A 26,691-nucleotide genomic window follows, 5' to 3' on the forward strand; every position below is an offset into this window, starting at 1 on the left:
GCTTCTATACGAAGTCTGCTTTTTTTTATTTGATTCTGTAATCATGCCTCTTTTTTGAACATTACTTTTTCCAATGTTTTAATACCTGATTGATATCTGATCGTACTTCTTTTCGGATTTCTTTTTTACGTTTCCCTTTACCAAATTGATCGTCATAATTAGTTTCGGCATGTCGTATATGAGCTTCTACTGCAAGATCAATCATTTTATCATCAAATCCCTTAGCATTTGCTGTACGTCCTACTCTACCACTATATTTCTCACATGCATGTTTTGCAATATCAAACTCCCGTTTTACAGGACAATTGGGGTACCGTCTTCTAATAGCAATGGCAAAATTAATAATATATTCTTTGTCCTGTTGTTCTCGCACTATAGCTGCTTTTCTATTTTTTTCTGCGCGAATATCCTGATCTTTCTGACATTCTATTTTTGCTTTCTCTATTGCCATTTCTTCCACCAATTGTCCTTGTCGCTCATAGCGTTTACGACGTTGATTCCATGCCCATACCACTCCGCATAAGGTAGAATGTTTCTTAGATCTACGGGTCATTGCAGCATCTCCTGGCGGTAACAATACATACCCACCAAACGGAGAACAGCTAAAACAGGTTCCTTTGTGTTTTTCGCTTTCTGCGACAAATGATTTTCCTACAAGAATGCGTTTACCACATTGTATACATCGAAGTTTTTCTTTCTTCGTTAGAAATATATTCTGAGAGGTTGTAGCCAAATATCAATTGTTTTAAAAGAAGGCGAAAATACATTTTTTAGTATTGAATTCATCCTAAAACATCACGTATATTGATACATACTCATTTTCATCTTCTGCTATAAAACCCAAAAGTAAACCCAACTACTTCTGTATATACATAACTTTGAATAGCTGTATCATATTCGATCGGAGCGTTGAATGCTCTCATGAGTTTAATCATTCGATAAAGTTTAGTTCTTGAAATCCGTAATTGTTGTGCAAATTTTTCTGGTGATCCGGTGGCTTGTAAACGAATAAGTTGATCCATTCGTTCTATGATTTTGATATGTTTGATCATACAATCCATATACGTTTCTCTTTATATGTTATACCTAATAACAATCCTTTCCCTTTCTGTAACAGTGAGATTGTTATGCTAAACTATATTACGGTGATATGATTACGTACTCATATCCTATACATACATAGTATTGAGAAAAGATATCGATGAATTGTACTACTGTAGTGTGTTGAATTTTTCATGGTGAGTTGTTTTAACCCTAATTATGCAGTAGAACTATTTTGAAGTAGTTTCAAAGCGTAATAGATTTTCTACTGTATAATCCAGGTTTAAGTTATACTTAAAAATACCACACGGCTTATGGCAATAAAATCATAAATGAGGGAACTCCTCTTTTTGATGAGGGAACTCATTTATTGGTCTATACGTGTTATAACATAAGTAACAAGAAATACCCAATGTTAAGTTTTTGATTTGTAAGAAAAAAAGAAGCACCTGTACTTAAAAAAATGGTACATTGGTTGCTACATATATTGTCAACATGGTAGAACACATAGCACTAAAACTGGCTACCGAAGCTGATCTCTCTGCAATGGTGCAGGTAGGAGATGCCTTATTTGATTACCCTATAAAAACAAATCGAGCCAAAGAATTTTTAAAGGATCCCAGACACCACATGGTATTAGCCTATGATGGTGCACAAATTGTAGGAATGGCCTCGGGGTTTCATTATGTTCATCCCGACAAAGATCCTGTATTCTTTATCGATGAAGTCTCTGTACTGGATGAATATCATAATAGAGGTATCGGACGCAAAGTCACCAGGTATTTATGTGATTATGCAAAACAATTAGATTGTGAGGAAGCCTGGCTGGCAACAGAACATTCTAATATCGCTGCAAGAAAAGCATATGGCGCTGCAGGAGGAATAGAAGACAAAGATCCCATTGTGCTTATTAATTTTGATCTAAAAAAATATGAGTAACACTCCCTCTTCGCTCTAAATCTTGCTTTAAGGAAATGTATGATTATCATACCAACTACCTATACTATTTTTACTAACTTTAACCGAGTCAAATACAATCATCAGTCAAACCACACAACAATCAAAATCATCATGAAAAAACTCGTATTCCTTTTCCCTGTTCTTTCTTTTTTTATTTCTTGTTCTACTACTCCAGAAGCAGTCGTTGCACCAGATCATGTAAAATTGGTAGAAACCAATCTTAGTCATCCCGTATATATCAAGGGGGATTCGACATGGACTATAGAAGAACGTATGAAACATTACGGAGTTCCGGGAGTGAGCATTGCTGTTATTAAAGACTACAAAATCGATTGGATAAAGAGCTATGGTATCACAGACAAGGAAAATAAATCACCTGTTACCGATCAAACACTTTTTCAAGCTGGATCTATTAGTAAACCCGTAGCAGCATATGGGTCATTAACACTTGTAGAACAAGGTAAAATTGATCTCGACAAAGATGTAAATACTTATTTACAATCCTGGAAATTACCAGACAGTGAATTTACCAAAGAAAAGAAAGTTGCCCTTAAGCACCTTCTTAATCATTCTGGAGGATTAACCGTACATGGTTTTTTAGGGTATAGCCCTGATCTGCCTGTACCTACACTAGTACAAGTTTTAAACGGGGAATCTCCAGCCAATTCTGGAGCTATCTTTGTAAATAAAATCCCGGAAAAGAGTTTTCGGTACTCTGGAGGAGGATATACAGTGATGCAACAAATGATGATCGATGTAGCTCAAAAGCCATTTCCGCAACTTATGAATGAATTGGTATTGCAACCTTTACAAATGAGTAATAGTACATATGATCAACCCTTACAAAGTGAACAATTAAAAATGGCTGCAACCGGTTACCTACCTGATGGTTCTATGACCAAAGGGAAACGACATACTTATCCAGAAATGGCCGCAGCAGGACTATGGACTACCGCAGAAGACCTGGCTAAATTTGCAGTTAATATACAACAGACATTAAAAGGAGAAAGTAAAGCTGCATTATCCCAGAATATGACTACCAAAATGCTAACTCCGTTTGTAGAAGATTTTAGTGGATTAGGCATCTTTATAAATAAAATGGAAGACGAAATCTATTTTGGCCACGGAGGCTGGGACGAAGGGTTTTCTAGTGAAATGATAGCGCATAAAGATAAAGGGTACGGAGTAGTTGTATTAACCAACTCTAATCATCCTGATTTTATTTCAGAATTGATTCGATCGGTAGCACTTTCCTATTCGTGGGATGGTTTTGTACCAACATATGAAAAAATGGAAATGAATGCTGCTCAGCTAGAGGAAATTAGTGGTCGATATCGTTTAAAAAATGATAACCTCATCAAGATATACCAGGCTAACAATCAACTATTCAGAAAAGATCTGGGCGCAGAACCAGTAGCTTTATTTAAGGTATCTGATAGCACGTATATTAGTAGAGAAAACAATCAACCTGTTCAGTTTACAACCGATGCAGAAAGTGGACAATTGAATATGTTACTCATACATCCTATGAAAAAAACAGTGGAATCTACTTTGGTATTGATGAAAGAGGATGAGAAAATTCCTTTTGAATTCCTTGAAGAAGGTAATTTTGAAGAAGGTCTGAAAGCATATCAGGAAATAATGAAAACCAATGCGGATGATCCTGCGGTTTCAGAAAATAACCTAAACCGATTAGGATATCGTTTTATGGGTACCGAAAACTTAAAATTAGCGCAAAATATATTTAAAGTTAATATGCTACTCTATCCAGAAAGTTTTAATGTATATGACAGTTATGCTGAAGCCTGTATGAAGATCGGAGACCTTGATCTGGCTATTGAAAATTATAAAAAATCGTATAGCCTCAATGAGAAAAATACAAATGCCTTAAACATGATCGAGAAAATAGAGCAGAAAAAACAAAACCAGGCCGAATAAATATCATGATTCAACATATTACAATATTATTTTTGAAATAATGGCAGCTTGTTTTTAAACTAACCGACAAGTACAATCAAAAACATATCACACTGAGCTGTCATTAGTGAGCTGTCACACTGAGCCTGTCGAAGTGTCGAAGTGTTGTCAAAGACTAATTGTGAGTATCAAAAGTAGTATTGTAACAATATCCAGAGGTAATCGTCCTATACATACACACCAATCATAAATCATAAATCATAAATACGTATGGGGTATAGTATAGAAAAGGATGCTCAAATGAAAGCTCTGATGTATTATAAATACGGTTCATCTGATGTACTTACTTTTAAAGAAATTCCAATACCTATTCCCAAAGAAAATGAAGTGCTGGTCAAAATTCGTGCAACTGCTATCAACTCATCAGATTGGGAACTCCTGAGAGGAAAACCTTTCTTTGCTCGTATCTGGGGGCTTCTAAAACCTAAATATCATATTCTAGGTTCTGATATTGCCGGACAAGTTGTTAGTATTGGTAAAGGCATTAGTAAATTTCGACCTGGTGATGCTGTGTTTGCAGATATATTCGAACAGTGGGGAGGTTTTGCAGAATATGTATGTGTTCACGAAGATCTATTATTGTCAAAACCTGAGCATATGACATTCGAAGAAGCATCTGCCATACCTCAGGCAGGTGTTGTTGCGCTACAAGGACTTCACTACAACGGAGAGATTAAACCCGGACAACAAGTTTTGATTAATGGCGCTGGTGGCGGTGCAGGTACATTTGCAATACAGATTGCCAAATCATTGGGTGCCGAAGTAACTGGTGTAGATAGTGGGAGAAAACTAGATCTGATGAGATCGGTCGGCGCAGATCATGTTATTGATTATACCAAAGAAGATTTTACTAAAGACAAGCAGCAATACGACTTGATTTTTGATATTGTGGGACGTCGTTCGATTTTTGATTTCAAGCGTATATTAAAACCTAAAGGAGCTTATGTTATGGCAGGTGGTTCTATGCGTAGACTTTTACAGGTTCTCTTTTGCGGTCCTCTGATCTCAAAAACCACTAGTAAGAAAATGGGACTCCTGATGCATAAACAAAATAAAGAAGATATCGGTCATATGCTGGCACTACGTGATGCTGGAAAAGTAGTACCTGTTATTGATAGATGTTATCCACTATCCCAGGGCATAGCAGCATTTCAGTATTTTGGAGAAGGACTTGTTCTGGGAAAAATTATCATTACATCTGAAGCTTAAATTAAAAAGAATAAATCTATGAAACGAGAAAAATGGTTTGATCGAAAGTTTGACTTCTCTTTCGAAGAAAACATCTTCCCTTTACTACTCAAAAGACTCGAAGAAGCTCCCTCTATCCTTAGGGATACTATAAACTCTGTCACAAAAGAAAAGCTAACTCATAAAAAAAACGGAAAATGGTCTATCCAGGAAAACATGGGTCACCTGATCGATTTAGAACCTATCTGGCAAGGAAGACTCAATGATATTTTAACCGGTAAAATAGAATTGAGACCTGCCGATCTGCAAAACAAAAAAACGGATTTTGCACAACATAACCTTAGAGATAGTAATGATTTGCTTAGTGAGTTCTCTGATATTCGTTCGATAACTGTAAACCAACTTTATCAACTTACCGAAAAAGAAATCTATAAACATGCATTGCACCCCAGGTTAAAAACACCAATGCGTACTATGGATTTATTTCTTTTTGTTGCAGAGCATGATGATCACCACATAGCTGCTATTGAAGAATTAAAGATGAAATAAAACAAAATAATGAATCATGAATAGCATTAAGGAAAAACTATGGGTACAGATTTTTATCATTTATACCCGATATATGATCGGTGGGGCATTTGTTTTTGCTAGTCTTATCAAAATCAAAGGGAAACGATTTACATCGGTAAGTGGAGCATCGGAACCTATTGATACTGCCTGGCATTTTTTTGAAACCATGTATCAATCTGGGGTATATTGGAAATTTATTGGCATTGGCCAACTCATCGCGGGATGTTTACTCATGACCCAAAGGTATGCTAAACTGGGAGCGCTACTTAATCTACCTATAATCGCCAATATATTTATAATTACTTTATCCTATTACTTTGCCTATACTCCTGTGGTTACAGGATTAATGCTATTCGCAAATATGCTACTGATTATATGGGATTGGAATGAGCTTAAGGTTATAATCAACCTCCCTCCTATATTTGATAAAAAGAAAAGATTTGAAAAAGATAAAACCTGGGAAATAACTGGGATTATCTTATTTCTATTCACTTTTATCTATAGAATACTAGTTGACGGTTATGATCCTTTCTTTTGGGCAGGAGTTTGCTTTCTGGTTGGTATAGTTGGATTAATCATAGGGCTAAAAAGAAAAAGAATGTATTACCCCAAAGAGAATACCTTGCAATAATACATTTTTTAAAATGAATTGATCAAACCGGGCCTTTCTGAAGGTTTGTTTACTTATTTTGATGGTTATATAGGTTTAGAAAAGCTCGGTCTGACACTAATAATCTGATTAATATTTCAGGGGCATAAAAACTGTCAATTCGAGTGAATTTTACGATTAGAATGAGTAAAATTTGTATCGAGAATAGGTTTTTAACATTGAAATGCTTGTTTTCGATACAAAATTCTTAACAGAATTTCACTTAAACTGACGCATTTCAGATTAATCGAACTCAGGTTAATACATAGCAAATCCGAATTATACATTAGAAAATCTACTGCACAATCCAGGTTAAAGCTTACTTGAGTCGTTTTTTTTATACTACTCATTTTCTTATTCAGTTTTAAAATTTCTTTCATAAGATGAACATTTTCAATTGCTCTGTAAGAATCTGGACCTGGAGGTGGCGGTGGATCTGGTACTCCTCCCGGTGGTAACCCTCCATCAGGTCCATAAAATTGAGGTTTAAACTTAACCAGAATATCAATTAGTAATTGTGGATCTTTTTCAAGATCTATAATGGGTCCATGCTTTTTTATAACATCCTTTATAATTTTCTCCTGGTTCTTTACAGAAACAATAAGGTTCTTATCTCGTATATGAGATAGTTTAGAACCTTCAGCTTTTAAGTTTTTGATTTTTTTTGTCATATGCGTTTCAATTTTAGAGTTTTTATCGTATTGCTTTTTGTCTTTCCCAGGTAACCAATGTTGTTTTTTTACCATTAACAATGGGTAATCCTGCATGCAACATATTATAATTACAATTTCCGTCTGGCAGTAAATTATCCCAGACCAATAACCTTCCTTGTTTTGGTTTGACTTTGATATCTAAATTTTTGAAATGTGTAGCTCCTCCTTTTTTAGGTCTATTGAGGTATAACAAATAGGTTTTCTTTCGTTCTCCTGCATAATGCTCGCCCCAGGCCCCACTATCATAGTGATAATCAAACTTACCGTGTTTGGCATATTTTGTGGCTTGCCATTGCTCTAATTTATTTAAGTTTACATCAAATAATGCTGTAATATCTTCCTCTATTTTCTTTACCACCCCTATAAGTGTATCTGTAAATAACTCCTGGTCTGCACTTTTACTAATCCGGGTATTGCTAAGATGACTCTTATGTATCCTTGGGTCTATTACCGTACTATGTTTCCAAAAAGAATATTCGAGTTCTTCTAATATTGTCGTACACATCGATGCAGGTACAAAATCATCAATACATACAATTTTATCTTTTTCTAATATTTCAGCTACAGATTGCTTCATTTTCTATACCATTATCATACAACTTAAGATCAATATGTTTTTCATATTCAATCACTTTCCTCTCAGGACCAAGTATAGTATTAGAAGTCATGTTTGTTGTATAGATTATTTTCATTTTATTATAAGATATCTCCTCCTGTTTATACCATGAGGTATGATCATCCCAATGGGGTGTTCTTGTTTTTCTATCGTATAAATGCCACCCTAAAATAACATGAGGGTGAAACAAATCATATCCATATGTATACGCCCTAAGACTGGTTAATACCTCGTCTCCAAAAAAGTAGATCTCTGGATCAAAATGAATTTCTTTATTAAAGAAGCCATCGGCAAACAAAAAGTGTAATGAGATAAATTGTGCAACAAGTGGTTTCTTAATTTTTTTCCAATGAGGAATAGGATAACTTGTTAACTTCGTAAGAAGCCCTTTATCCCGCTCTAAAGGATAGATTTTAAGTGGGTATTTCATTCTTCCGTCGGGTTCATTTTCGGGATCATAAGAAGGAAGGTATGCCGTGATAATTGGTTTTTTTATACCTTCATCTTTTAAGGCTTTAAACATTTTTATAGTTTCCTCATCCCAGTTTTTTACAAACCTATGATGAGAATCCAGGTATAAGGTATAGGCTTCATTTTTCCATTGTTTCTGAAGTAAATTACGTGCCCAGTTACACCCTTTACTGTCTTTATAATGAATATCAAGAATTTCGACATTACTGTAGTCAAAAACTTCTTTTTTAAGTTGTTCTTTATTTCCATGTTGCCATGCAATTACGATTCTTAGTCTCTCGGGGTGTTTAGCCTTTTTGTTAAGATCAATCACTGTGTTAGACAGCTCTTTATCACGGTATGCTGGTATTTGTATGTATATCTTTTCGAGCATTATTATTTTCTTTTTAGTTGTATGTTGTATCGCTATACTTATCTGTACAACTAAATTTTTATCAAGATACAATGGGTTCTCCTCTCAAAAAAGGGGGATTTACCTATTAATAGTCAGGGATTTACCCTTTTTGGGTATGGTTTAATGGGGTAAACCTGGGAGAGACTAAAGTAGCGATATACTCTTATTAAGATGGGTTAACCCGACTTTTGTAACCTGATGCAGAATCTATAATTGAATCAAAATATCTATCTAATCATACTAGTTCTTTAGTATATTGCAAGTGCTTCATTTTTTTAACTCAAAAAACTATTTGTATAAGCATTTTTCAAATGATTAGGATCAATCAAGAATTATTAAATTTCTTTTCGCAACTATCAGAATCTTCGGCAAATACCATGGTAAAGGAGAAGAGATTTATTTCAAAAGAAAAAATTATTATTCAAGGAAAATATGTTCCTTCTATATTCATTATAAAAAGTGGCGTGGTAAAATGTTATGTAAACGAAGATAATGGTAGAGATTTTATCCAGGAGTTTTTTAGCACTGGTGAAATCCTTGGAGAATTAGAAATCTTAAATGATGTTATTAGCTTTTGCAATGCAGAAACGATAACAGAGGTTACTGGATACCAGATTGATGTTAAAGATTTTTATACGCTACTGGAAAATCACCCTGAACTTAATGTATTGTTATTAAAAGCACTAGCCAATAAAGTAAGAGATACCGCGATTAGAGCCTCTCAACAGCAATCATATCCTATTGCATATAACCTTAAAAAATTAATGAAATTTTCTTCTGATGAAGCTATGGCTTTTTCTAAACAAGATATAGCCGATTATTTAGGAATAACACTACGCAGTCTTAATAGAGCACTACATGAGATATCTTAATATAGTTAGTATATTTGATGAAATTATGAGAATCCCGTATGGTTCTCAAAACCTATATATCATCAAAGGTAAACGCAAGAATTAAATTATTAAATGGATAACTACGCTATTCTTAGCATTATAAGCCTGATGATTGTTTTTATATCATCGCTTTTTGCCATCTTCTTACTAACCGTAAAAACCAAAAACAAAACCAGTAATCGACTTATTGCTGCTTTTCTCATTCTTGTAGCTATCGATATCAGCTCTTTTTTCTATCATCGGTTTATAGATATGCCTTTAACACTAGAAATGATACGTATGGATCTACCTCTTTTTTCTAGCCCAGTGCTTTATCTGTTTGTCTTATCGGTTATCTATGTTGATTTTAAGCTGAAACCAAAACATCTGTTACATGGCCTTCCATTTGTAATGAGTACCATAGTATTTTTACCTAGGTTTTATTTAGCAAGCCCAGAAGCCAGGTATTCATTTTTGAATAATTATATAGATACTCCAGAATCTTTATTCTCCTTAATTATCGGTCATATCCAAGTTATTACCTATATCATTGCCATTTTTGTTATCCTAAAAAGATCAAAAAGAGTAATGTTGGAGAATTACTCTAATGCAACCACAGCAAAACATAAATGGTTGTTTCAGTTAAACGTTATTTCTGCTATTATCTTTGTGGTCACTACTTCTAAAACGATATTTAAGTATTTCAATGATGATTTTCAAACCATAAATATCGCCAGAATCATTGTTGTGTTTCTGGTACTATGTTTTATATGTTGGTTAATTTTAAAAGCATTGTATGATCCAGGAATTTTTAGAGGAATTGATTCTAAATTACTTCCGGTAGGAAATATGATCACAAAAAACGAAACTGTGATCAACCTACCCGATGATAAAGGGATTCAGGATCAAATACAGCAATTAAAAGCGCATATGGTCGATAAAAAACCGTATCTGAATCCCACACTTACGATACAAAACCTGGCCGATGATCTTCAACTACCCGTTAGAGAAGTATCGATTCTGATCAATCATCACCTGGATCAGCATTTTTTTGATTTTGTAAATGAATATCGCATACAACACGCGATGAATATTTTAAAAAATCCTACTAAAAAACAAGTAACTGTTCTCGAAATCTTGTATGAAGTAGGTTTTAATTCTAAATCTTCTTTCAATACTTCTTTTAAAAAATACGCTGGCGTCACCCCTACTCAGTACAGAAAAAACAACTCATAATCAGTCTTTTGCAAAAAGTCGAACGTTTGCCTGTAAAAAGTCGAACTCATTTTTGGTGATCAAAAGCGTTCGATTATTTTAATCGGTCGCACAGGTTGTATTCAAAAATGATATTTGCTTCATAATTAATCTTAAATATAAAATTGTGATGCGATCTATTTTTATTTCTTTATTGTTTTTATGTCCTTTCTTATGCTTTTCTCAACTAGAAATCAAAGGAAAAGTAATTAGTAAAACAGAAACCATAGCTTTTGCTAATGTTATTTTATCTACACCAGGATCTGATGGTACAGTAATCACGGGTGCAATTACCGACGAAAATGGAAATTTCACCCTAATGGCAAAAGAAGGAACTTATACTCTGGCAATACGTTTTATGGGATATACCGAATGGCAAAAAGACATTGTATTAAACAACATTGTAGATTTAGGTACTATAACCCTTGAGAGCAGCACTACCAGTCTTGACGAAGTGGTAATTACCAAAACCAAAAAAGTAATTGAACGTAAACCCGATCGTTTGGTGTTTAATGTAGAAAATAGTATTGCAGCCAGTGGCGGAGATGCTTTAGACGCCCTTAAGATAGCACCGGGGGTTACGGTTCAGAATAATACCTTGAGTATGATTGGCAGAGGTGCATCACGTGTAATGGTAGACGGAAGGATATTGCAGTTATCTGGAGAAGAATTGATAGACTTTTTAAATGGTATAGCAGCAAGTGATATTAAGAAAATAGAAATCATTACGAACCCACCAGCCAAATATGAAGCTGCAGGGAATGGTGGACTCATTAATATTGTGTATAAAAAAGGAGTACGTAACTCCTGGAAAAACACCACTACCCTGGCCTACAATCAGAATGCATATCATTTTACTACACTTCGTAACAACTTTTTTTATAACAAAAACAAATTGCGATTTTCTGCAACTGCCAATGGTACTAAAGGAAATAATAGAGAAATCGAAGAAGTAGATGTGTATTACCCTAATGGCCCATGGGTGCTGGATATGGATAATAAAGCAAACAAAGACAATATATCAGGACGTTTATCAATAGATTATGACATTACAGATAATATTATCATAGGAGCACAATACCTGGGTAATCAAAACACTCCTGATAATACTGTACAATCCACTACTCAAATTTTTAATGCAACCAACCAACTAGATTCTATATTGGATAATACAGGTTTTTTTGATAGAAAGGTAAATAGCCACCTGTATAACCTACATATGATTACTACATTAGATACCCTGGACAGAAAGATTTCTTTTGATATTGATTATTTTGATTATGACAATAATCTGAAACAGGACAATGTAGTAAATACGTTCTTACCAAACGGTGAATTTGTTGGGATCAACTATGCAGCTATGAACTTATCGGATCAACGTATAGATAATTTTAGTGCAAAAATAGATGTCGAGCACCCTTTTCCTTCTGTTAATTTATCATATGGTGGTAAGCTTAGTTTTATCAAAACCGTAAATGGATTGCAAAACTTTACTACAGAGACAGGTACTCCGGTTTTTGACCCTATATCTTCCAATCAGTTTGAATACACAGAAAATATTCAGGCGTTATATGTAAATACTTCTAAGAAGATTAATGACAAATGGGAGTTTCAACTGGGGTTACGAGTAGAAAATACATTTACCGAAGGGTTTTCAGAAACCTTAAATCAAACCAATACAAACGAATACTTAAAGTTTTTTCCGACAGCATATATATCATATCAAAAAAATGATAATAACGTATTTTCGCTTAATTACGGAAGACGGATTAACCGACCAGGTTTTAGAAATTTAAATCCATTCAGAATTTATGTGAACAGCAATAGTTTTTCTGAAGGAAATCCTTTTTTACAACCCTCATTTACAGATAGTTTCGAATTTAATCACACCTACAACAATACATTAACTACCAATGCTTTCCTTACTATTACCACTGATGGTTTTGGTACAATTTTTACAGCAGATCAGGAGACCGAAGTACAGGCAGTAATACGAGAAAACTATTATAAAAGTTATAATTGGGGAATTGGTGAAACCTTCTCATTTAGCAAACTGCGCTGGTGGAAAAGTCAGAATCAGGTATATGTTCTTGGATACAAAACCGTGATTGATGATGCTATAAATGCTAATGCCGAGGATGGATTTCAACTTTATTTTTCTACAAATAATACATTTACATTAGGTAAAAACACCAAATTGCAGCTTAACTTTGTATATAATTCACCACATAAAGCTAACTTGTTTGATATTAGTGAAACCTACAACCTAAATCTAGGAGTAAAACAAAGTATGTTTAAAGATAAACTACAGCTGTCGATATTACTGAATGACATATTAGATACATCAAGTTATAGTAGGCTAGCCTCTGTAGTAAATGGCATAGAAACGGTATATGCCCAAAATTATAGTCCTCGATTTGCCAGAATATCACTATCCTACACATTTGGAAATAATAAGATAAAAGGGAAGCAAAGAGGTTTTGGAAATGATGAGGAAAGAAACAGAAGTAACTAATGGGTACATCTTCCTATCGCACCATTTTTCATCAACTCATTCAAAATCAATAATGTTGTTGGATCTCCATGTTGCGCTAAACGATTGATGACTTCTTCAAGATGTTTACTGTCCTTTACATGAAACTTCATGATTAAACAGTCTTTACCGGTGACTCTGGTGCATTCTACCATTTCAGGATACGCATCCGCATCCAGTGCATCGGTAAAAGACTTAAAATTGATTCTATTTACACTCATCATAATGAATGCAGAAAGAGACCATCCCAGTTTAGAAGGGTTTACCTGTGTCGTATATCCTGTGATCACTTCTGTATCTTCCAAACGTTGTACACGCTCTGCCACGGCAGATGGAGAAAGCCCCACTACTCTACCTATGTGTGCAAATGGCAAGCGTGCATTTTCCTGTAACAGCTCCAAAATCTTCCAGTCTAAATCGTCTTTCACCATAATCATTGGTTTTTAGTCATAATTAAGATACATTCTCCAGAAAAAACAAAGATAAGCCAATGATTTGTTTTCTCGGTCTCCTTTGTTTCGTATAATTTTGAATCAAAATCTAATACAATTCTATGTTTGGCATTCTTAATTTTGGAACCTTTATTTTAGCAGGAATACTGCTTAACCTCACACCTGGAGCAGATACTATGTATATTTTAGGACGTAGCATTTCACAAGGAAAAAAATCTGGAGTGGTCTCTGCTTTTGGGATTTCTTCGGGAGCTCTTTTGCATTGTCTTTTTGCAGCACTTGGGTTATCCATTCTATTAGCAAAATCTGCTACTGCATTTAGTATCGTTAAATATGCCGGTGCTGCTTACCTTGTATATTTGGGAATTAAATCATTATTAACAAAATCAACAGCTATTGCTGAAGTAATTAAAGAAAAAGAAGCAACCAAAAATTACATAAAAGTATATATGTCAGGTGTTTTAACCAATCTACTTAATCCTAAAGTTGCTCTCTTTTTTTTGGCATTCTTACCACAATTCATTAATCCCGAATATGCCAAAAGTGCCATCCCTTTCTTAATTCTGGGGTTAACTTTTGTAACTACAGGCACAATATGGTGCATGATGCTGGCATTCTTTTCTGCCAAGCTGGCAAACAAGATCAGAGAGAACAGTAAAGTGAAGTTTTGGATGGATAAAACTACGGGAGTTCTCTTTATTTTACTAGGAATCAAATTAGCCTTAAGTAAAAAATAATACTTCAGATAAGTGTTAAAACCTTTCATAACAGAATGTAAACTATTCTTAAAAAACACTTAAAATTGAAAAAAAAGTAGGGTATCGTGTAAGTTAACCGTTGTATAATTAAGAGAAAGTAATTGGCTTTTGAGAATAAAGTTGGTTATGTTGTTTTCTCATAAGAACATGTAGAATAATTGATAGGTGAAATCACAACTATCAATCATTACGTAAATCATTGAAAATCATTACCTTATATAAGATTCAGTTGTTAACTTATAAAGAAATATTATGAAGCGAATATCAAAATTAACAAGTATTGTATTAATTTCATTTTTGTTATGGTTTTGTTCAGGAGATGATGATGCTACAAATCCTGGTACAGGTGAACCAGTAGAAGCAACAAAAACATTGGTAGAAACCTTAAGCGTTCCCTGGGAGCTAATTTGGGGTCCTGATAATTTCTTATGGGTTACCGAACGTAATGGAAAAATTAGTAGAATAAACCCCGATAACGGAGAGCAACAACTGGTATTTACGATCCCTAATGTATCACAAGTTGGAGAAAGTGGATTATTGGGAATGGTACTTCACCCTAACTTCGATACCAATCCATATGTATATGTGGCATACACCTATAACGGGGGAAGTGGTTTATTGGAACGATTGGTTCAATTTACATATGCAAATAACACCTTGTCTAACGAAACTGTACTTATCGATCAAATCCCTGCCAACTCTAATCACGATGGCTCTCGTTTATTAATCGCGCCAGATATGCATTTATTTATGACCACAGGTGATGCCGGTAACACCAACCTTTCTCAAGACATGAATTCTCTGGGAGGTAAAGTCCTAAGATTAAATTTAGATGGCTCTATTCCCTCTGACAACCCTTTCACAAACAGTTATGTTTATAGCTTAGGGCATAGAAATGCACAAGGACTGGTATTGCATCCTAATGGCAAGCTGTATAGCTCTGAGCACGGACCCAGTTCTGATGATGAAGTAAATATCATACAATCTGGGAAAAATTATGGATGGCCTGCTGTAAAAGGTAAAATCGATACTCCCAACGAACAGACTTTTGCCGCGAGTACAGAGGTTATTGAATCTATTTTTGAATGGACACCCACCATTGCTCCTTCAGATCTGGTCTACTATACTGGTAATCGAATTCCTGAATGGACTAATAAACTATTGATGACAGTACTAAAAGATCAAAGAATAATTGCGCTTACTCTAAACAGTGACGGAACTGCTATTACCAACGAAGAAGTATTCTTTAATGGTAAATTTGGCCGCCTTAGAGATATTGCAGTTTCTCCTCAAGGACGTGTCTTTATTGCTACCAACGGAAATTCGTATGGAGATACCAGTAGTACACACCGTATTATAGAGATTAATAAGATTGAAAAGTAATTCCTCAGAAAAACCTTGCTCTAAAATATAACTTATACACCGAAAAAAGTTAAAATAAGCTCATAAAGTCTTGTAAAACAACTGTTTTACAAGACTTTATTTTTAAGCAACACTTGTAAATTAAAATCCATTTATTTAGAAATTCCCCTTTCTTCTTTTCACTATTTAGTTAGATCACTACATAGAGTGCCCTTCAGTAATTCTAATCAGAACATCATTAAAATATCAAATTTAACAATTCAAGGATATATAGCGATGATTGAACCTAAAGTCATTTCATCTTCCCCCAAATAGCTACATATTTGAAGTATCAATAACATTAAACCAATCTTTTTTAAAACAAATAACTATAACACCTGCTGAGGTTTTTCTATATCAAGTATGATTGTTATGCTAATGTGAACTCTTAGGGTTCTTTTTCCTAATTGGAAAGTTACCAGGTTGAGGGGTGAATGTGTGGATTAAACCTTTAAAATTTTCAATCTTAGCAAGCATCTATACCTTTACAGTAGGGTACCTTATGGCTTTATATCCTTATTCAAAAATAAAGAAGAAAGAAGAATTATATCATGAAACTAAAACTTATAACAATAGTATTTTTAATAGCTACAGGAATACTTTCTGCCCAGTCAGATGAAAACATGAATACCTACCAAAAAATAGTAAAACAAACCGACGAGATCTATGATAACCTAGTTAAAATTAGGCGAGATTTACATATGAATCCTGAAATATCTAAGCAAGAAAAAAGAACTTCAAAAATCGTTGCTGAATATTTAAAGGGTCTAGGTTTGGAAGTAAAAATAAATATAGGAGGAAATGGTATAGTCGGAATTCTAAAAGGTGGCAAAAAAGGTCGAAAAATAGCTTGGCGAGCCGATATGGATGCCATAAAAACCGATGAACCAGATCCCGTTACTTTTATTAAGTCTAAAAATGTAGGTATAAGACATATCTGTGGGCATGATGTGCATACAACAATTGGTTTAGGAATCGCTACTATATTATCTCAACAAAAAGAAGATCTAGAAGGGACCGTTTATTTTATTTTTCAACCAGCTGAAGAGACTTTTACAGGTGCAAAAGACATGATTAAAGATGGGCTTTTTGATATTATTAAACCCGATGAAATTTATGGACTACATATCGGTCCTGAAACATCAGGAATGATCAATTTTAAGGCTAATGAGTTATTTGCCTATCAAAGAACACTTGAAGTTAAATTTAAGCCTAGTGCCAATGAAAATGAATTAGAAAATTTTATGACCAATATTTTAAAAGGTTATGCTCGTAATCCCCTTAAAGGCTCACCTTGGGATATCATAAATAATATTTCTGATCCAAAAATTGGGATCACAAGTAAGGAAACAATTTATAAAGACTACTTTTTTTTAGATGGGACAAAACTTTATAAAGATCAGGGTACCACTTTTTTTAGCGCTAGTTTCTTTGAAACTAATATTGAAAACACACATAGTATACCCCTTGAAATAAAAAAACAAATCCTTAATTCTAAATTTAGAGATTCTTTTATTTCTATTAGATATTCAAGAGCTTATGCAACTCCAATAAATGATCCTGAACTCACAAACATTGCTAAACAAACAATTTCTAGTTTTTACAACGAAGAAATGTTTAAACCACTGTACGGGCAAGTCCCTTATTCTGGCGAAGATTTTATATTTTATCAGCAAAAAGTCCCTGGAGTATTCTTTTTTTTAGGAGGATCTAATACTGAGAAAGGTATAAATTCTATGCCACATTCACCAAACTTTGCTGTGGATGAAAAAACGATAAAATATGGAGTACAATGTTTCGCTTCTTTAATTTTTGAACGTACTAGCAATAAATAAAAATTCTCATGAGAAAAATATTTTTTATACCAAACGTGTTGCTGTTTTTTCAATTGTCGGTGACAAGATCCTAACAGAATTGAACTTTATTTTGATACGCTATAATTAGTTTTGTTTCTTTCTAAAATAAGAACAGATTTTGCATCTATTTGACTTTTTTCATTTTCTTCATTATGGCTACCCCATAAAAAGGGTAGAACAAACCTAGAAAGGAATTCCTGAAATAAGTATAACCCAGTAAAATCAATCATATATGCACATATTCAAACAACTGGTTAAGAATTAATTAACATTACTTTGTTATGAATTGATTAAATGTTAATTTTTTTATGAATAAACATGAAAAAATTTATAAAACTAGGATATCTTTGAACCAGTAAAAAGCAAAGTTGAAACTTCATGATTAGTATAAGTTGAGTTTGTGTTAAATACCGATTATGTTTCAATTTAGGCCCTCTACCGGAGTAGTTAACCAAAAGAGGGCCGCTTTCTATTAAATGATTTTTTTAGTAGTCAACTCGGACGAAAAGAAACGAAAATCTACAAGAATACATTTATAGCAATTCAATAAAAAAAATTCTTACACAAGACAAAGAGCAAGGCCAAATGAAGATCTTGTACAATACATTTTACATATGGCGTACACATATTCTGTTTGTTAAAGGCCAACAATAGTTCTATTGGCTAATATCTAACATAAAGCTATTTAAAATCTCTATGTTCTATAGCCAAATACATTCTAAAACAAGGGTAGTCCTATACGTGCATTTTATTGTTTTTCAGCAGATTGTACAATTTTCACTTGCACATGTTACGGTTTTTCCGTAATTTTATCATGCCTCATTATAAAATTAATAGCTTATGCGCAAAATTACCCTTGAAGAAGAGTTTAATGCTCGACAATTAGATATCAAATACAAAGACCTCTGGGATCGAGGTATTCACCTCTTTACTATAAATGACCAGAATCGCGATTTTTACTATTCTATTTACTATGTAGATTTATTGTTTGTTGAAGTGATTTATAATAAAATTACAGGTGATATTATTACTATCAAAAGTTTTACAGATAAAAGAAAACTCATGTTTTATCTTAGAGAAGACTTTTCTTAATTAAAGTTTTTTAGATACTTGCAAATACAGTAATTCGTTTTATACATTAGAAAATCTACTAAGTTTTCAGGCTTTCTAGCCTTATAAAGAGAAGTTCTAATGTATAAATTAGATTAACGTTGTCGATACCAAATGTTAAGGATTAACCCAGTGACCACTAATAAGGTACCTATAATACTTAGGACTGGATATATATCGGTAAACCAAAAAGTACCTGCAATCATTGTAAAAATAACTTCGACGTATTTTAAGGATACCACTTTATTTGTTGCTTGAGACTGAAATGCTTTGGTCATAAACAATTGCCCGAAATACCCAAAAACTCCTAAACTAAGTAGTAGTACCCACTCTATACCTTTTGGTGTAGTCCAGTTGAAAATAGAAAGAATACCTCCTACGGTAACAGAAATCCACATAAAATAGTTAACGATCACAACAGGATGATCTCTATGACCAATTTTATTTATTAGTACATATACTATTCCGCTAAACACTGCTGATCCCAATACTAACAACAAACCAAAAGAATTAATATTAGGGTCAAAACCTTTGATCATTAAAACACCGCTAAACGCCATTAAAAAGAACAGCCACTGTATTGGTTTTACTTGTTCTCTAAGGAAAAATATAGCAAAAATAGTAGCAAAGATTGGTGATAAATACCGTAATGATACTGCAGAACCGATAGGAAGGTAATTAACCGACATAAAGAATAACCCCATCGAGGTTACTCCTGCCAATCCTCTATAGATCAACAATCTTTTTTGGTTACCCAATATTGGGATCTTATGCCATAACAAGTAACTCATCGTAAAAAATAACGAGCCAAATGCTCTAAAAAATACAAGCTGTGCCCCTCCAAAGTGTGCTAAATACTTAACAAATAAGTTCATTGCTGTAAAAGACACAGCACTAAGAAGCATAAAATATATAGCTTTCTTCATTTTATCTAGTTAGAAGGATCAAAGGTATAATCTAAATGGTTTTGCTAATGTATTACCTTGTGATTTTGGAATTCCTGTTTTCTGTACATAGTAATCCCAGTTAGAAACAACATCAATGATTTGCTGTATCGCCTCCTTATGATTTTTATAGCTAATCTTCTCTCCTACAGTAATCAGATCCTGTAACGTAAAATCATCTCGTTTACCATTAATTGACATCTGATGCATACTGGTCCAAATCCCTGATGGATTGTATGAATAGGTCACATCATATGCAGGTGAAAGCCTCCAAACTCCACGTTTATCCATCAAAAAAGAAATATTCTTGGTATGATCATCCTGGTTACGGGCAATAACATTAAATACCATTCTTTTATACAATTGTACAGCATCACTATGTGGTAACCGTAGTTGTCGCATTACTTCAAATGCATTTTCATAAGAGTGTGCTCCTGGAGATTTATAATCAAAATGTGCTATCGAACACAAGGTTTGCATGTGTATTTTTTCATTATTACCATGGCGATCAAAACGTTTGGTCATAAAATGAGCTCTGTCATGTTCTTCAAAAAGCAAAGATTTTTCCATATTGATACCACAATCCAATGCCATTAAGTAATATGCATATTCGATCCTACCATATCCTTGTGGATCACCAAGAGTAGTATCATTTACTCCATCAAACTTAAAAATATAATGTTCAAATCCGTGAGGAGCTATTGCCTGGCCCGACCGTATCTCATTTGTTGTTGAGTTATAAGCAATTATAGCCTTAGCTCGTTGCCCTCCTGCCGAAGTTCCTACTTTAATCAATTCATTAAGATGTTCTGTTTCAGAAAGATTAAGTTCTAGTTTTTCTCGTGTATTAAGTATCTTTTCTGCCAGTTGTGCTAGTTTATCTACCTCTAATGTAGTAGTTTGAGCTTGCCCTATATGTTTTGCAGGTTGAAACTCTAGTGCTCCCATACCGCGAGTGCCAATATAACACAAGCGATCCAGCGGGGTAAATTTGGATTTTGGAATGTTATTAAGAGCAAGCCATTGGTCAATTAAACGATTCCCAAAATCATCGGGCAATACATCAGATAACATTCCTGGCAATCCACGGTAGGTGTCTTCGTTTAGATTAGGAAAGCTATATATTTTTTTTGCAGAAGACCGTATCGGCATATGTATTGGTGAGACATCCTGGTTTTTATTTAGGAATGAAGGAAAAAACTCAAAAGAAGCAAAGTTTTTTTGACTATCCCAACTCAATGCTCCCAATTCTTCTCCCCAAAGGGTAATTTTAATAACATCTACCATAATGGATCTTCTTTTTGATTTTTAGAACTACGTGATGCACGCTCACGTTCCTTTCCTTTTAGTTTTAATAGTTCTATGGGACTTATGCCCGGATCGGGAAATAAAGAGCTTAATGCGCTTAAATCTCCAAATGCTCGGAGTATCTGTATAAAAGTTAATAGCGTAGTTGTCTTTCCGGATTCAAAATTCTTAATCGTTTGCACATGCACTCCTGCCCTTTTAGAAAGTTCATCCTGGGTAATATTAAGATTAAGACGCCGTTGTTTTACTCTTTGAGTAAGTTCTGCCAGTATTTGTTCGTCTGAAAGGTTATTTACATTCATCACACAGAAATTTAATTAATGTATACAAAAATATACATTAAAATCTTAAAACGTAAATTATGTATACTTTATTATACTTTATTGTTTAATTTTTTATTACACAAAATAAAGTACACCATAATATACATAAAATTATAAAAAAACACAATAAAGTATATCATAATATACCTTAAATATCATAATTAGATTTTAAATGTTATCATCATTTATCGAAACCGAATTTTAGAGATTTGTCTTCATAAAAACAGGTAAATCCCCCTTTTATATCATTCAAAATAGTACTATTTTTAACCTACTTAGCGATCCCCTCTCTAATCATATCGTCTGATTGTCTTAAAATCTAAGACAATGAAACATTCTATCCGATTACAAAGTATAAGCGCAGTGCTGGCAATAACTATTTGTTGCACAAGCTGTATGTCTACACGAGTTGTAAGTCTTCATGACAGTGATGCCGTAGTTAAAAACACTAAAACTACCTGGAGCTTTGCCTGGGGACTGGTTTCTCCCAAAGATATCGATGCCCGGTGTGAATCCAAACATATAAGCTCAGCAACTAACACCACCAATTTTGGATATATCTTATTATCCACAATCACATTAGGTATTGTTGTACCACAAACCATAACATGGGAATGTGCTCCACCAGACCCTCCAATAGAAGAATTATAGAGAAAATACATCATCTCTACTTGATTTATACCAATAGAGGCAGATCATATCTGATTTTGATATTGGCTTGCTAACAGTACTGCCAAAAAAGCAAAGAGCAGTTGTAATAAAATATTAAAAAACATAATCATGGCGTTACCAAAAGGCATTGAAACATTACCCATTAGGAAATGGGAAAACAGACATCAAAATTTTACACAAAAGCTAACACAAAACGCTTCTTTTAAAGTACGTAATGATAATTCATTGAGCAAAGGAGCAGATAAATACATTGCTACAACCAAAAACTTACAATGGTTGATAGGGCATGCAATTGACAACAATATTCGATTACGTGCCATGGGCAGCGGCTGGTCTTTTTCTAAAGTAGCGGTTTCTGAAGGTGGTATCCTAGACACTAAATCATTACGTCTAAGTTTTTCGGTTAGCAAGTCTAATATAAGCAACGAATACCTCGACAAAGGAGGACTAACCGACGATTTATTTTTTGTGCAATGCGGTGTTTCTATATTGCAACTCAATTCAAAATTAGAAAAAGAGAAACGTCCTAATCGCTCTATCAAAGCCTCGGGAGCTAGTAATGGTCAAACAGTAGCAGGCGCACTATCCACAGGTACACATGGCGCTGCTTTTAACGTAGGAGCAATACAGGATTTTGTAACAGGAATACATCTTATTGTTGGTCGCAATCGTCACGTATGGCTAGAGCGAAACTCTAATCCTGTAGTATCAGATCGGTTTATTGATTGGTTAGGCGCAGATTTAATAAGAGACGACACTATGTTTAATGCTGCCTTGGTTAGTTTCGGAAGTTTTGGGATCATACACGGTATTATGATCGAAACAGAGCCCAAATTCCTACTTGAAGAACATCGTATAGACAAAATTGCATACAACAGTGAGCTTAAAAACACCATGAAAACATTAGATTTTTCAGCAATTAATACTATACTCCCTTTTCCTCAACACTCTCCCGATCGAGAGTTATATCATTTTGAAATACTAATAAACCCTTATGATTTTGAACCCGACAACAATAATAAAGGTGTGTTTTTAAAAGTTTCCTACAAACGTAAATACAGGGATAATTACACCCGTAGAACTCCAGATGATAAGGGGTTGACCTATGGTGATGATCTACTGGGATTAATACAAACAGTTATGGATAGTCTGGGAGGGTTATCGATTTTATTAGTCCCGAAATTAGTTAATATACTATTCCCCCTGGCCTACAAAGAAATCCCTCCTATGGAAGGAACTATTGGAGAAACATTTAGCAATACCAAATTTAGAGGTAAAGTTGCCAGTGCAGCTTTAGGAATAGATATTAAAGATAGTGTACGAGTTGTTGAAGAAATTATGATGATTATTGAAGATGGCGATCCTTTTCCTGGCGGAATATCATTACGATACGTAAAAGGAACTGAAGCATTATTAGGGTTTACAAAATTTCCAGAAACCTGTGTGCTAGAATTAGATGGTGTAGATGCAGATATAACTCGTAAGTTCTACGAAAAAGTATGGAATCGATTAGAAGCTATCAATATACCATATACCCTACATTGGGGAAAAATAAACTTCAACCTTAATTTTCAGCGAATCCAGAATATGTATGGTACCGCAACAGTACAGCATTGGCTTGATACTCGTAACGATCTACTAGAACAAGAAGCAATGAATGTGTTTACCAATGGTTTTATTGAAAGATGCGGGCTAAACAAAGTGACTGGAGTAATTGTTTAAATAAAGTTTGTAAAAATAATATTTATAGGTACTTAGACGAAAAAATTAACTATAATTCAAAATAATTCTAATTATTATTGAAGCTCTTTGGCATGATAATCGTTCTAGTATAAATATATTTCATAACTTTATTTTTTTTAATCCCCCATTACTCAATGAAAAAGCTGTCCTTCCTACTACTGCTTTTTTTAGCACAAATTGTCTATTCGCAGACGTACACTGTACTTGATTCAGTACAAAATACACCTATACCATATGCCACAATTTCTTTTAGAAATGGAAGTGGAACATTTGCAGATGCCGATGGCAATTTTCGATTCTCAAAAAAATGGTATTCCGACGTAGACTCCTTATACGTATCATCTATAGGGTACAAAGAATTAGCACTGCCTACTTCTGCCTTACCTCAAAAAATACGGTTAGTCCAGGATATTGCAGAACTTAAAGAGGTGTATATTCTAGCAGAAAAGAAAAGAAAGTACAAAACCAAGAAATTGGCTTCAGAAGTGCATAATGATTATTTTAAAAGTTGGCTCCCTACCGTAGAATCTGAAATTGCAGTTTTCTTCCCTAAAAATCCAGAGAAATCTACCAAAATAGCTTCAGTATATCTACCTATTAAAACTGAATCTTCAAACCGAAATGCTAATAAAAAGGAATCATTTTCTACTTTATTCAAAATGCAGTTTTATAGTAATAACAATGGGTATCCAGGAAAAAGATTACCTTATGAAGATATTATATTTAAAGTAACCAACAAGGATAAATCTAATTTTGAACTGAACGTTTCAGAATATAAAGTTTTTATACCGAAAGAAGGTGTTTTTGTTTCCATACAGGTATTAGGCTATACAGATAAGAACGGAAAACTACAACAAACAAAAAAGTATAGTGAGATTGAAACTCGAAAAGGTATCGTTAAAGTATCTACCACTTTTAGACCCTTACTTCCGTTTACAGACAAAATAAGTAGCTACAAAACGTTTACCAGAAGAGTATTTTTTAAAAATAGAACCTGGCAGCGTTTTGACAGAGGGTATAGCAAAAACAATAATCTGATTAAAAATAACAACACCAATTATGGTATGGGGTTAAAACTACATTTATACGAAGAGGATTAGAGTAACATTAATCTAAAAAAGATTTTCTTTTCGTATTAAACTGTACTGCTGCTTCGTGTATTTCTTTATGTTTGGCAGTTTGGTTTTCTGCATGATCTACCGCATCAGAAATTGTCAAATAATAATAGGTCGCACCCAATCTGTCTGTAAAACCTGATCGTTTTAAAAAGTCTCGAACGGGACCTATTGTACCCACCATTAACAACTGAACTCCGATACCATCAAGATATTGTTGTATATCGTCTAATACATGCAAGCCAGTACTATCGATATCATGCATATTTGTATTGTCGAGGATTAGAAATTCGGGTAACCGTTCTCGATCAGAAACATAAGCCAGAATAGCATCCTTAAAATAACTTGAATTACCAAAATACAATTGATTGTCAAACCTGATAATTAAATACACCTCTGATTGTATTGCATCTGGAAACCTATTAATATTTCTATAATATTTGGTTCCTGGTATATTTACTAATTCGGCAATATGAGGACGAGCACTGTAATACTGTAGAAACACAAACGACAATATCACCCCGATAAAGATTCCATTTTCTACTCCAAAAATCAATGTTCCTAAAAAAGTAATGATCATTACAATAAAATCTCGTCTTCTAAGTCGAAACAAGTATTTTGCTTCACTAAAATTAATCAGGCCAAATACAGAAACCAATATAATTGCCGCCAGAACCGCTTTAGGGATATAATAAAAAAATGAAGTGAGAAAAAGCAAAGAAAACATCACCATTAATGCTGCTATAATAGACGACACAGTGGTCTTACCTCCTGCCTCATCATTAATTGCTGTTCTGCTATAACTTCCCGAAGAAGGTACTGCCTGAAAAAAAGCACCAATAACCTTAGCTATTCCTAATGCGAATAATTCTTGATTAGGGCGTATGATATGGTCTCTCTTTTTCATTTCTATAGATTTGGCGATCCCAATACTCCCTACATAGCCAATAAAAGTAACCGTTAACACCGATGGGATAAGTGCAACCATCGTATCATAATCCATATTCGGAATACTAAAAGAAGGGAGCCCGCTAGGCACATCTTTAATAATTGCCAATCCTTTTGCATTTAAATCAAAAATATAGGCTATAGAAGTTGTAATTACCAGTACAGTAAGTGCCCCCGGGAAAGAACGTTTCCATTTTTTAAGCACATTAATCGTTACAATAGAGCACAAACAAATCCCTAGTGTAATCCAATTTACTTCAGCAAAGTGACTAATTGCATACCAAATTGTCTGGTGCGTGTATTTAAAATCCGGAATAGCAATCCCCAACCCTTGATCTAATTGAGAAACAATGATAATTATCGCTGCTGCAGAGATAAATCCAGAAATTACAGGTTGAGAAATAAGATTTACCAAAAACCCCATGCGCAACACACTCATAATGATCTGCAATATCCCTATCAAGAACCCCACAAACAGAACCAATTCTACAAACCTCTCTGTAAATGGGTCTGCAAGTTGACTCACTCCACTCATTACCAATATTGCAGTAACAGCTACCGGCCCTATACTTAGTTGTCTGGATGTTCCAAAAAAAGCATAAAGCAACAAAGGAATCAGGCAAGCATACAACCCATAAATTGGGGGTACCCCCATAAGTAATGCATAAGCAATCGCTTGCGGTATAAGAATAACTCCTACTGTAATACCCGCAATACAATCTGCTTTAAAGAAAGAGTTGTTATACTTTTTATCTTTAAAAATCTGAAGAAACGGGACTATTTTATATAACTTTTTAACGTTACCGAAGGTTTTTTGATTTAT

At 34.1% G+C, this 26,691-nt stretch carries 25 protein-coding genes; 15 read left to right on the forward strand and 10 right to left on the reverse strand.

The window, feature by feature from the left end; genetic code table 11:
- Window positions 1-61: 61 nt before the first annotated feature.
- Window positions 62-733, reverse strand: a complete 672-nt coding sequence (locus tag NNH57_RS24940; protein ID WP_074406082.1) for a DUF2293 domain-containing protein — start codon at window positions 731-733, stop codon at window positions 62-64.
- An 88-nt stretch (window positions 734-821) separates the two neighbouring features.
- A complete protein-coding gene (locus NNH57_RS24945) occupies window positions 822-1,061 on the reverse strand; it encodes a hypothetical protein (protein WP_108807496.1) in 240 nt (79 codons plus the stop codon).
- A gap of 475 nt (window positions 1,062-1,536) precedes the next feature.
- On the opposite strand from NNH57_RS24945, the gene NNH57_RS24950 reads away from it, so the two are divergent.
- From NNH57_RS24950 to NNH57_RS24970, 5 genes are all read left to right on the forward strand, one after another.
- Window positions 1,537-1,980: a GNAT family N-acetyltransferase gene (locus NNH57_RS24950; protein WP_074406080.1), complete on the forward strand. Its 444-nt coding sequence runs from the start codon at window positions 1,537-1,539 to the stop codon at window positions 1,978-1,980.
- A 132-nt stretch (window positions 1,981-2,112) separates the two neighbouring features.
- Window positions 2,113-3,939 (forward strand): serine hydrolase, encoded by a 1,827-nt coding sequence (locus NNH57_RS24955; protein WP_159099171.1) that lies wholly within the window; start codon window positions 2,113-2,115, stop codon window positions 3,937-3,939.
- A 249-nt stretch (window positions 3,940-4,188) separates the two neighbouring features.
- Complete coding sequence (locus NNH57_RS24960; protein WP_234423331.1) at window positions 4,189-5,187, forward strand: NAD(P)-dependent alcohol dehydrogenase; 999 nt, start codon at window positions 4,189-4,191, stop codon at window positions 5,185-5,187.
- An 18-nt stretch (window positions 5,188-5,205) separates the two neighbouring features.
- Window positions 5,206-5,715, forward strand: a complete 510-nt coding sequence (locus tag NNH57_RS24965) for a DinB family protein (protein WP_074406078.1) — start codon at window positions 5,206-5,208, stop codon at window positions 5,713-5,715.
- A gap of 16 nt (window positions 5,716-5,731) precedes the next feature.
- Window positions 5,732-6,367: a hypothetical protein gene (locus tag NNH57_RS24970; RefSeq protein WP_165944059.1), complete on the forward strand. Its 636-nt coding sequence runs from the start codon at window positions 5,732-5,734 to the stop codon at window positions 6,365-6,367.
- A 191-nt stretch (window positions 6,368-6,558) separates the two neighbouring features.
- Here NNH57_RS24970 and NNH57_RS24975 read toward each other — a convergent pair whose 3' ends face one another.
- From NNH57_RS24975 to NNH57_RS24985, 3 genes are read right to left on the reverse strand one after another with little or no spacing between them, the layout of a single operon-like run.
- Window positions 6,559-7,056, reverse strand: coding sequence for a hypothetical protein (locus NNH57_RS24975; RefSeq protein ID WP_254504280.1), 498 nt, complete (start codon window positions 7,054-7,056; stop codon window positions 6,559-6,561).
- Window positions 7,057-7,078: 22 nt separating this feature from the next.
- Complete coding sequence (locus NNH57_RS24980; RefSeq protein WP_074406075.1) at window positions 7,079-7,675, reverse strand: 2OG-Fe(II) oxygenase; 597 nt, start codon at window positions 7,673-7,675, stop codon at window positions 7,079-7,081.
- Window positions 7,656-8,558 (reverse strand): GlcNAc-transferase family protein, encoded by a 903-nt coding sequence (locus NNH57_RS24985; protein WP_132066033.1) that lies wholly within the window; start codon window positions 8,556-8,558, stop codon window positions 7,656-7,658. The genes NNH57_RS24980 and NNH57_RS24985 overlap by 20 nt, the downstream gene beginning before the upstream one ends.
- 332 nt (window positions 8,559-8,890) lie before the next feature.
- Here NNH57_RS24985 and NNH57_RS24990 point away from each other — a divergent pair, with 332 nt between their 5' ends.
- The 3 genes from NNH57_RS24990 (at window position 8,891) to NNH57_RS25000 (ending at window position 13,220) form a co-directional block, all read left to right on the forward strand.
- The gene (locus NNH57_RS24990) at window positions 8,891-9,451 is read left to right on the forward strand and encodes a Crp/Fnr family transcriptional regulator (protein WP_074406073.1); all 561 of its coding nucleotides are present in this window, start codon (window positions 8,891-8,893) and stop codon (window positions 9,449-9,451) included.
- A gap of 93 nt (window positions 9,452-9,544) precedes the next feature.
- Entirely contained in the window at window positions 9,545-10,687 is a 1,143-nt protein-coding gene (locus NNH57_RS24995; RefSeq protein ID WP_108807493.1) for a helix-turn-helix domain-containing protein, read from the forward strand.
- 148 nt (window positions 10,688-10,835) lie between these two features.
- Window positions 10,836-13,220, forward strand: a complete 2,385-nt coding sequence (locus NNH57_RS25000) for a TonB-dependent receptor (protein ID WP_108807492.1) — start codon at window positions 10,836-10,838, stop codon at window positions 13,218-13,220.
- Here the strand turns inward: NNH57_RS25000 and NNH57_RS25005 are convergent.
- Window positions 13,217-13,669: an Lrp/AsnC family transcriptional regulator gene (locus tag NNH57_RS25005; protein ID WP_159099170.1), complete on the reverse strand. Its 453-nt coding sequence runs from the start codon at window positions 13,667-13,669 to the stop codon at window positions 13,217-13,219. The genes NNH57_RS25000 and NNH57_RS25005 overlap by 4 nt on opposite strands.
- Before the next feature lie 122 nt (window positions 13,670-13,791).
- Here NNH57_RS25005 and NNH57_RS25010 point away from each other — a divergent pair, with 122 nt between their 5' ends.
- The 4 genes from NNH57_RS25010 to NNH57_RS25025 all read left to right on the forward strand — a co-directional run bounded on the left by NNH57_RS25010 (window position 13,792) and on the right by NNH57_RS25025 (window position 18,797).
- Window positions 13,792-14,427 (forward strand): LysE family translocator, encoded by a 636-nt coding sequence (locus NNH57_RS25010; protein ID WP_074406069.1) that lies wholly within the window; start codon window positions 13,792-13,794, stop codon window positions 14,425-14,427.
- A 273-nt stretch (window positions 14,428-14,700) separates the two neighbouring features.
- Window positions 14,701-15,831 (forward strand): PQQ-dependent sugar dehydrogenase, encoded by a 1,131-nt coding sequence (locus NNH57_RS25015; RefSeq protein ID WP_074406068.1) that lies wholly within the window; start codon window positions 14,701-14,703, stop codon window positions 15,829-15,831.
- A 569-nt stretch (window positions 15,832-16,400) separates the two neighbouring features.
- The gene (locus NNH57_RS25020; protein ID WP_108807490.1) at window positions 16,401-17,684 is read left to right on the forward strand and encodes a M20 metallopeptidase family protein; all 1,284 of its coding nucleotides are present in this window, start codon (window positions 16,401-16,403) and stop codon (window positions 17,682-17,684) included.
- Window positions 17,685-18,545: 861 nt separating this feature from the next.
- Window positions 18,546-18,797 (forward strand): hypothetical protein, encoded by a 252-nt coding sequence (locus NNH57_RS25025; RefSeq protein ID WP_025665611.1) that lies wholly within the window; start codon window positions 18,546-18,548, stop codon window positions 18,795-18,797.
- A gap of 113 nt (window positions 18,798-18,910) precedes the next feature.
- Here the strand turns inward: NNH57_RS25025 and NNH57_RS25030 are convergent, their stop codons facing one another.
- Genes NNH57_RS25030 through NNH57_RS25040 form a run of 3 tightly spaced genes read right to left on the reverse strand, consistent with a single transcriptional unit; the run spans window position 18,911 to window position 21,369 of the window.
- Window positions 18,911-19,741: a DMT family transporter gene (locus tag NNH57_RS25030; RefSeq protein ID WP_234423330.1), complete on the reverse strand. Its 831-nt coding sequence runs from the start codon at window positions 19,739-19,741 to the stop codon at window positions 18,911-18,913.
- An 18-nt stretch (window positions 19,742-19,759) separates the two neighbouring features.
- Window positions 19,760-21,046 carry a type II toxin-antitoxin system HipA family toxin gene (locus NNH57_RS25035; RefSeq protein WP_108807489.1) on the reverse strand — a complete coding sequence of 429 codons (1,287 nt, stop codon included), beginning with the start codon at window positions 21,044-21,046 and terminating at the stop codon, window positions 19,760-19,762.
- Window positions 21,040-21,369 carry a helix-turn-helix transcriptional regulator gene (locus NNH57_RS25040; protein ID WP_074406065.1) on the reverse strand — a complete coding sequence of 110 codons (330 nt, stop codon included), beginning with the start codon at window positions 21,367-21,369 and terminating at the stop codon, window positions 21,040-21,042. The genes NNH57_RS25035 and NNH57_RS25040 overlap by 7 nt, the downstream gene beginning before the upstream one ends.
- 348 nt (window positions 21,370-21,717) lie before the next feature.
- On the opposite strand from NNH57_RS25040, the gene NNH57_RS25045 reads away from it, so the two are divergent.
- The 3 genes from NNH57_RS25045 to NNH57_RS25055 all read left to right on the forward strand — a co-directional run bounded on the left by NNH57_RS25045 (window position 21,718) and on the right by NNH57_RS25055 (window position 24,905).
- Window positions 21,718-22,041, forward strand: coding sequence for a hypothetical protein (locus NNH57_RS25045; RefSeq protein WP_132066031.1), 324 nt, complete (start codon window positions 21,718-21,720; stop codon window positions 22,039-22,041).
- Between the two features lie 129 nt (window positions 22,042-22,170).
- On the forward strand, window positions 22,171-23,784 hold the full coding sequence (locus NNH57_RS25050; RefSeq protein WP_108807488.1) for an FAD-binding protein: 1,614 nt from the start codon (window positions 22,171-22,173) through the stop codon (window positions 23,782-23,784).
- Between the two features lie 155 nt (window positions 23,785-23,939).
- The gene (locus tag NNH57_RS25055) at window positions 23,940-24,905 is read left to right on the forward strand and encodes a peptidase associated/transthyretin-like domain-containing protein (protein WP_108807487.1); all 966 of its coding nucleotides are present in this window, start codon (window positions 23,940-23,942) and stop codon (window positions 24,903-24,905) included.
- A 7-nt stretch (window positions 24,906-24,912) separates the two neighbouring features.
- Here NNH57_RS25055 and NNH57_RS25060 read toward each other — a convergent pair whose 3' ends face one another.
- Window positions 24,913-26,649: a SulP family inorganic anion transporter gene (locus tag NNH57_RS25060; RefSeq protein WP_416358551.1), complete on the reverse strand. Its 1,737-nt coding sequence runs from the start codon at window positions 26,647-26,649 to the stop codon at window positions 24,913-24,915.
- Between the last annotated feature and the right edge of the window lie 42 nt (window positions 26,650-26,691).

The sequence above is a fragment of the Aquimarina spinulae genome (assembly GCF_943373825.1).
GTDB lineage: Bacteria > Bacteroidota > Bacteroidia > Flavobacteriales > Flavobacteriaceae > Aquimarina > Aquimarina spinulae.

What these genes read in the sequence shown, in the direction of transcription:
- NNH57_RS24975 (WP_254504280.1), bottom strand. Translation starts at nt 7,056, where the DNA reads ATGACAAAAAAAATCAAAAACTTAAAAGCTGAAGGTTCTAAACTATCT.
- NNH57_RS25045 (WP_132066031.1), top strand. Translation starts at nt 21,718, where the DNA reads ATGAAACATTCTATCCGATTACAAAGTATAAGCGCAGTGCTGGCAATA.
- NNH57_RS25030 (WP_234423330.1), bottom strand. Translation starts at nt 19,741, where the DNA reads ATGAAGAAAGCTATATATTTTATGCTTCTTAGTGCTGTGTCTTTTACA.
- NNH57_RS24985 (WP_132066033.1), bottom strand. Translation starts at nt 8,558, where the DNA reads ATGCTCGAAAAGATATACATACAAATACCAGCATACCGTGATAAAGAG.
- NNH57_RS24990 (WP_074406073.1), top strand. Translation starts at nt 8,891, where the DNA reads ATGATTAGGATCAATCAAGAATTATTAAATTTCTTTTCGCAACTATCA.
- NNH57_RS25010 (WP_074406069.1), top strand. Translation starts at nt 13,792, where the DNA reads ATGTTTGGCATTCTTAATTTTGGAACCTTTATTTTAGCAGGAATACTG.
- NNH57_RS24955 (WP_159099171.1), top strand. Translation starts at nt 2,113, where the DNA reads ATGAAAAAACTCGTATTCCTTTTCCCTGTTCTTTCTTTTTTTATTTCT.
- NNH57_RS24970 (WP_165944059.1), top strand. Translation starts at nt 5,732, where the DNA reads ATGAATAGCATTAAGGAAAAACTATGGGTACAGATTTTTATCATTTAT.
- NNH57_RS25040 (WP_074406065.1), bottom strand. Translation starts at nt 21,369, where the DNA reads ATGAATGTAAATAACCTTTCAGACGAACAAATACTGGCAGAACTTACT.
- NNH57_RS25000 (WP_108807492.1), top strand. Translation starts at nt 10,836, where the DNA reads ATGCGATCTATTTTTATTTCTTTATTGTTTTTATGTCCTTTCTTATGC.
- NNH57_RS25005 (WP_159099170.1), bottom strand. Translation starts at nt 13,669, where the DNA reads ATGGTGAAAGACGATTTAGACTGGAAGATTTTGGAGCTGTTACAGGAA.
- NNH57_RS25015 (WP_074406068.1), top strand. Translation starts at nt 14,701, where the DNA reads ATGAAGCGAATATCAAAATTAACAAGTATTGTATTAATTTCATTTTTG.
- NNH57_RS24945 (WP_108807496.1), bottom strand. Translation starts at nt 1,061, where the DNA reads ATGGATTGTATGATCAAACATATCAAAATCATAGAACGAATGGATCAA.
- NNH57_RS25025 (WP_025665611.1), top strand. Translation starts at nt 18,546, where the DNA reads ATGCGCAAAATTACCCTTGAAGAAGAGTTTAATGCTCGACAATTAGAT.
- NNH57_RS24965 (WP_074406078.1), top strand. Translation starts at nt 5,206, where the DNA reads ATGAAACGAGAAAAATGGTTTGATCGAAAGTTTGACTTCTCTTTCGAA.
- NNH57_RS25035 (WP_108807489.1), bottom strand. Translation starts at nt 21,046, where the DNA reads ATGGTAGATGTTATTAAAATTACCCTTTGGGGAGAAGAATTGGGAGCA.
- NNH57_RS25050 (WP_108807488.1), top strand. Translation starts at nt 22,171, where the DNA reads ATGGCGTTACCAAAAGGCATTGAAACATTACCCATTAGGAAATGGGAA.
- NNH57_RS24960 (WP_234423331.1), top strand. Translation starts at nt 4,189, where the DNA reads ATGGGGTATAGTATAGAAAAGGATGCTCAAATGAAAGCTCTGATGTAT.
- NNH57_RS25020 (WP_108807490.1), top strand. Translation starts at nt 16,401, where the DNA reads ATGAAACTAAAACTTATAACAATAGTATTTTTAATAGCTACAGGAATA.
- NNH57_RS24950 (WP_074406080.1), top strand. Translation starts at nt 1,537, where the DNA reads ATGGTAGAACACATAGCACTAAAACTGGCTACCGAAGCTGATCTCTCT.
- NNH57_RS24980 (WP_074406075.1), bottom strand. Translation starts at nt 7,675, where the DNA reads ATGAAGCAATCTGTAGCTGAAATATTAGAAAAAGATAAAATTGTATGT.
- NNH57_RS24995 (WP_108807493.1), top strand. Translation starts at nt 9,545, where the DNA reads ATGGATAACTACGCTATTCTTAGCATTATAAGCCTGATGATTGTTTTT.
- NNH57_RS25055 (WP_108807487.1), top strand. Translation starts at nt 23,940, where the DNA reads ATGAAAAAGCTGTCCTTCCTACTACTGCTTTTTTTAGCACAAATTGTC.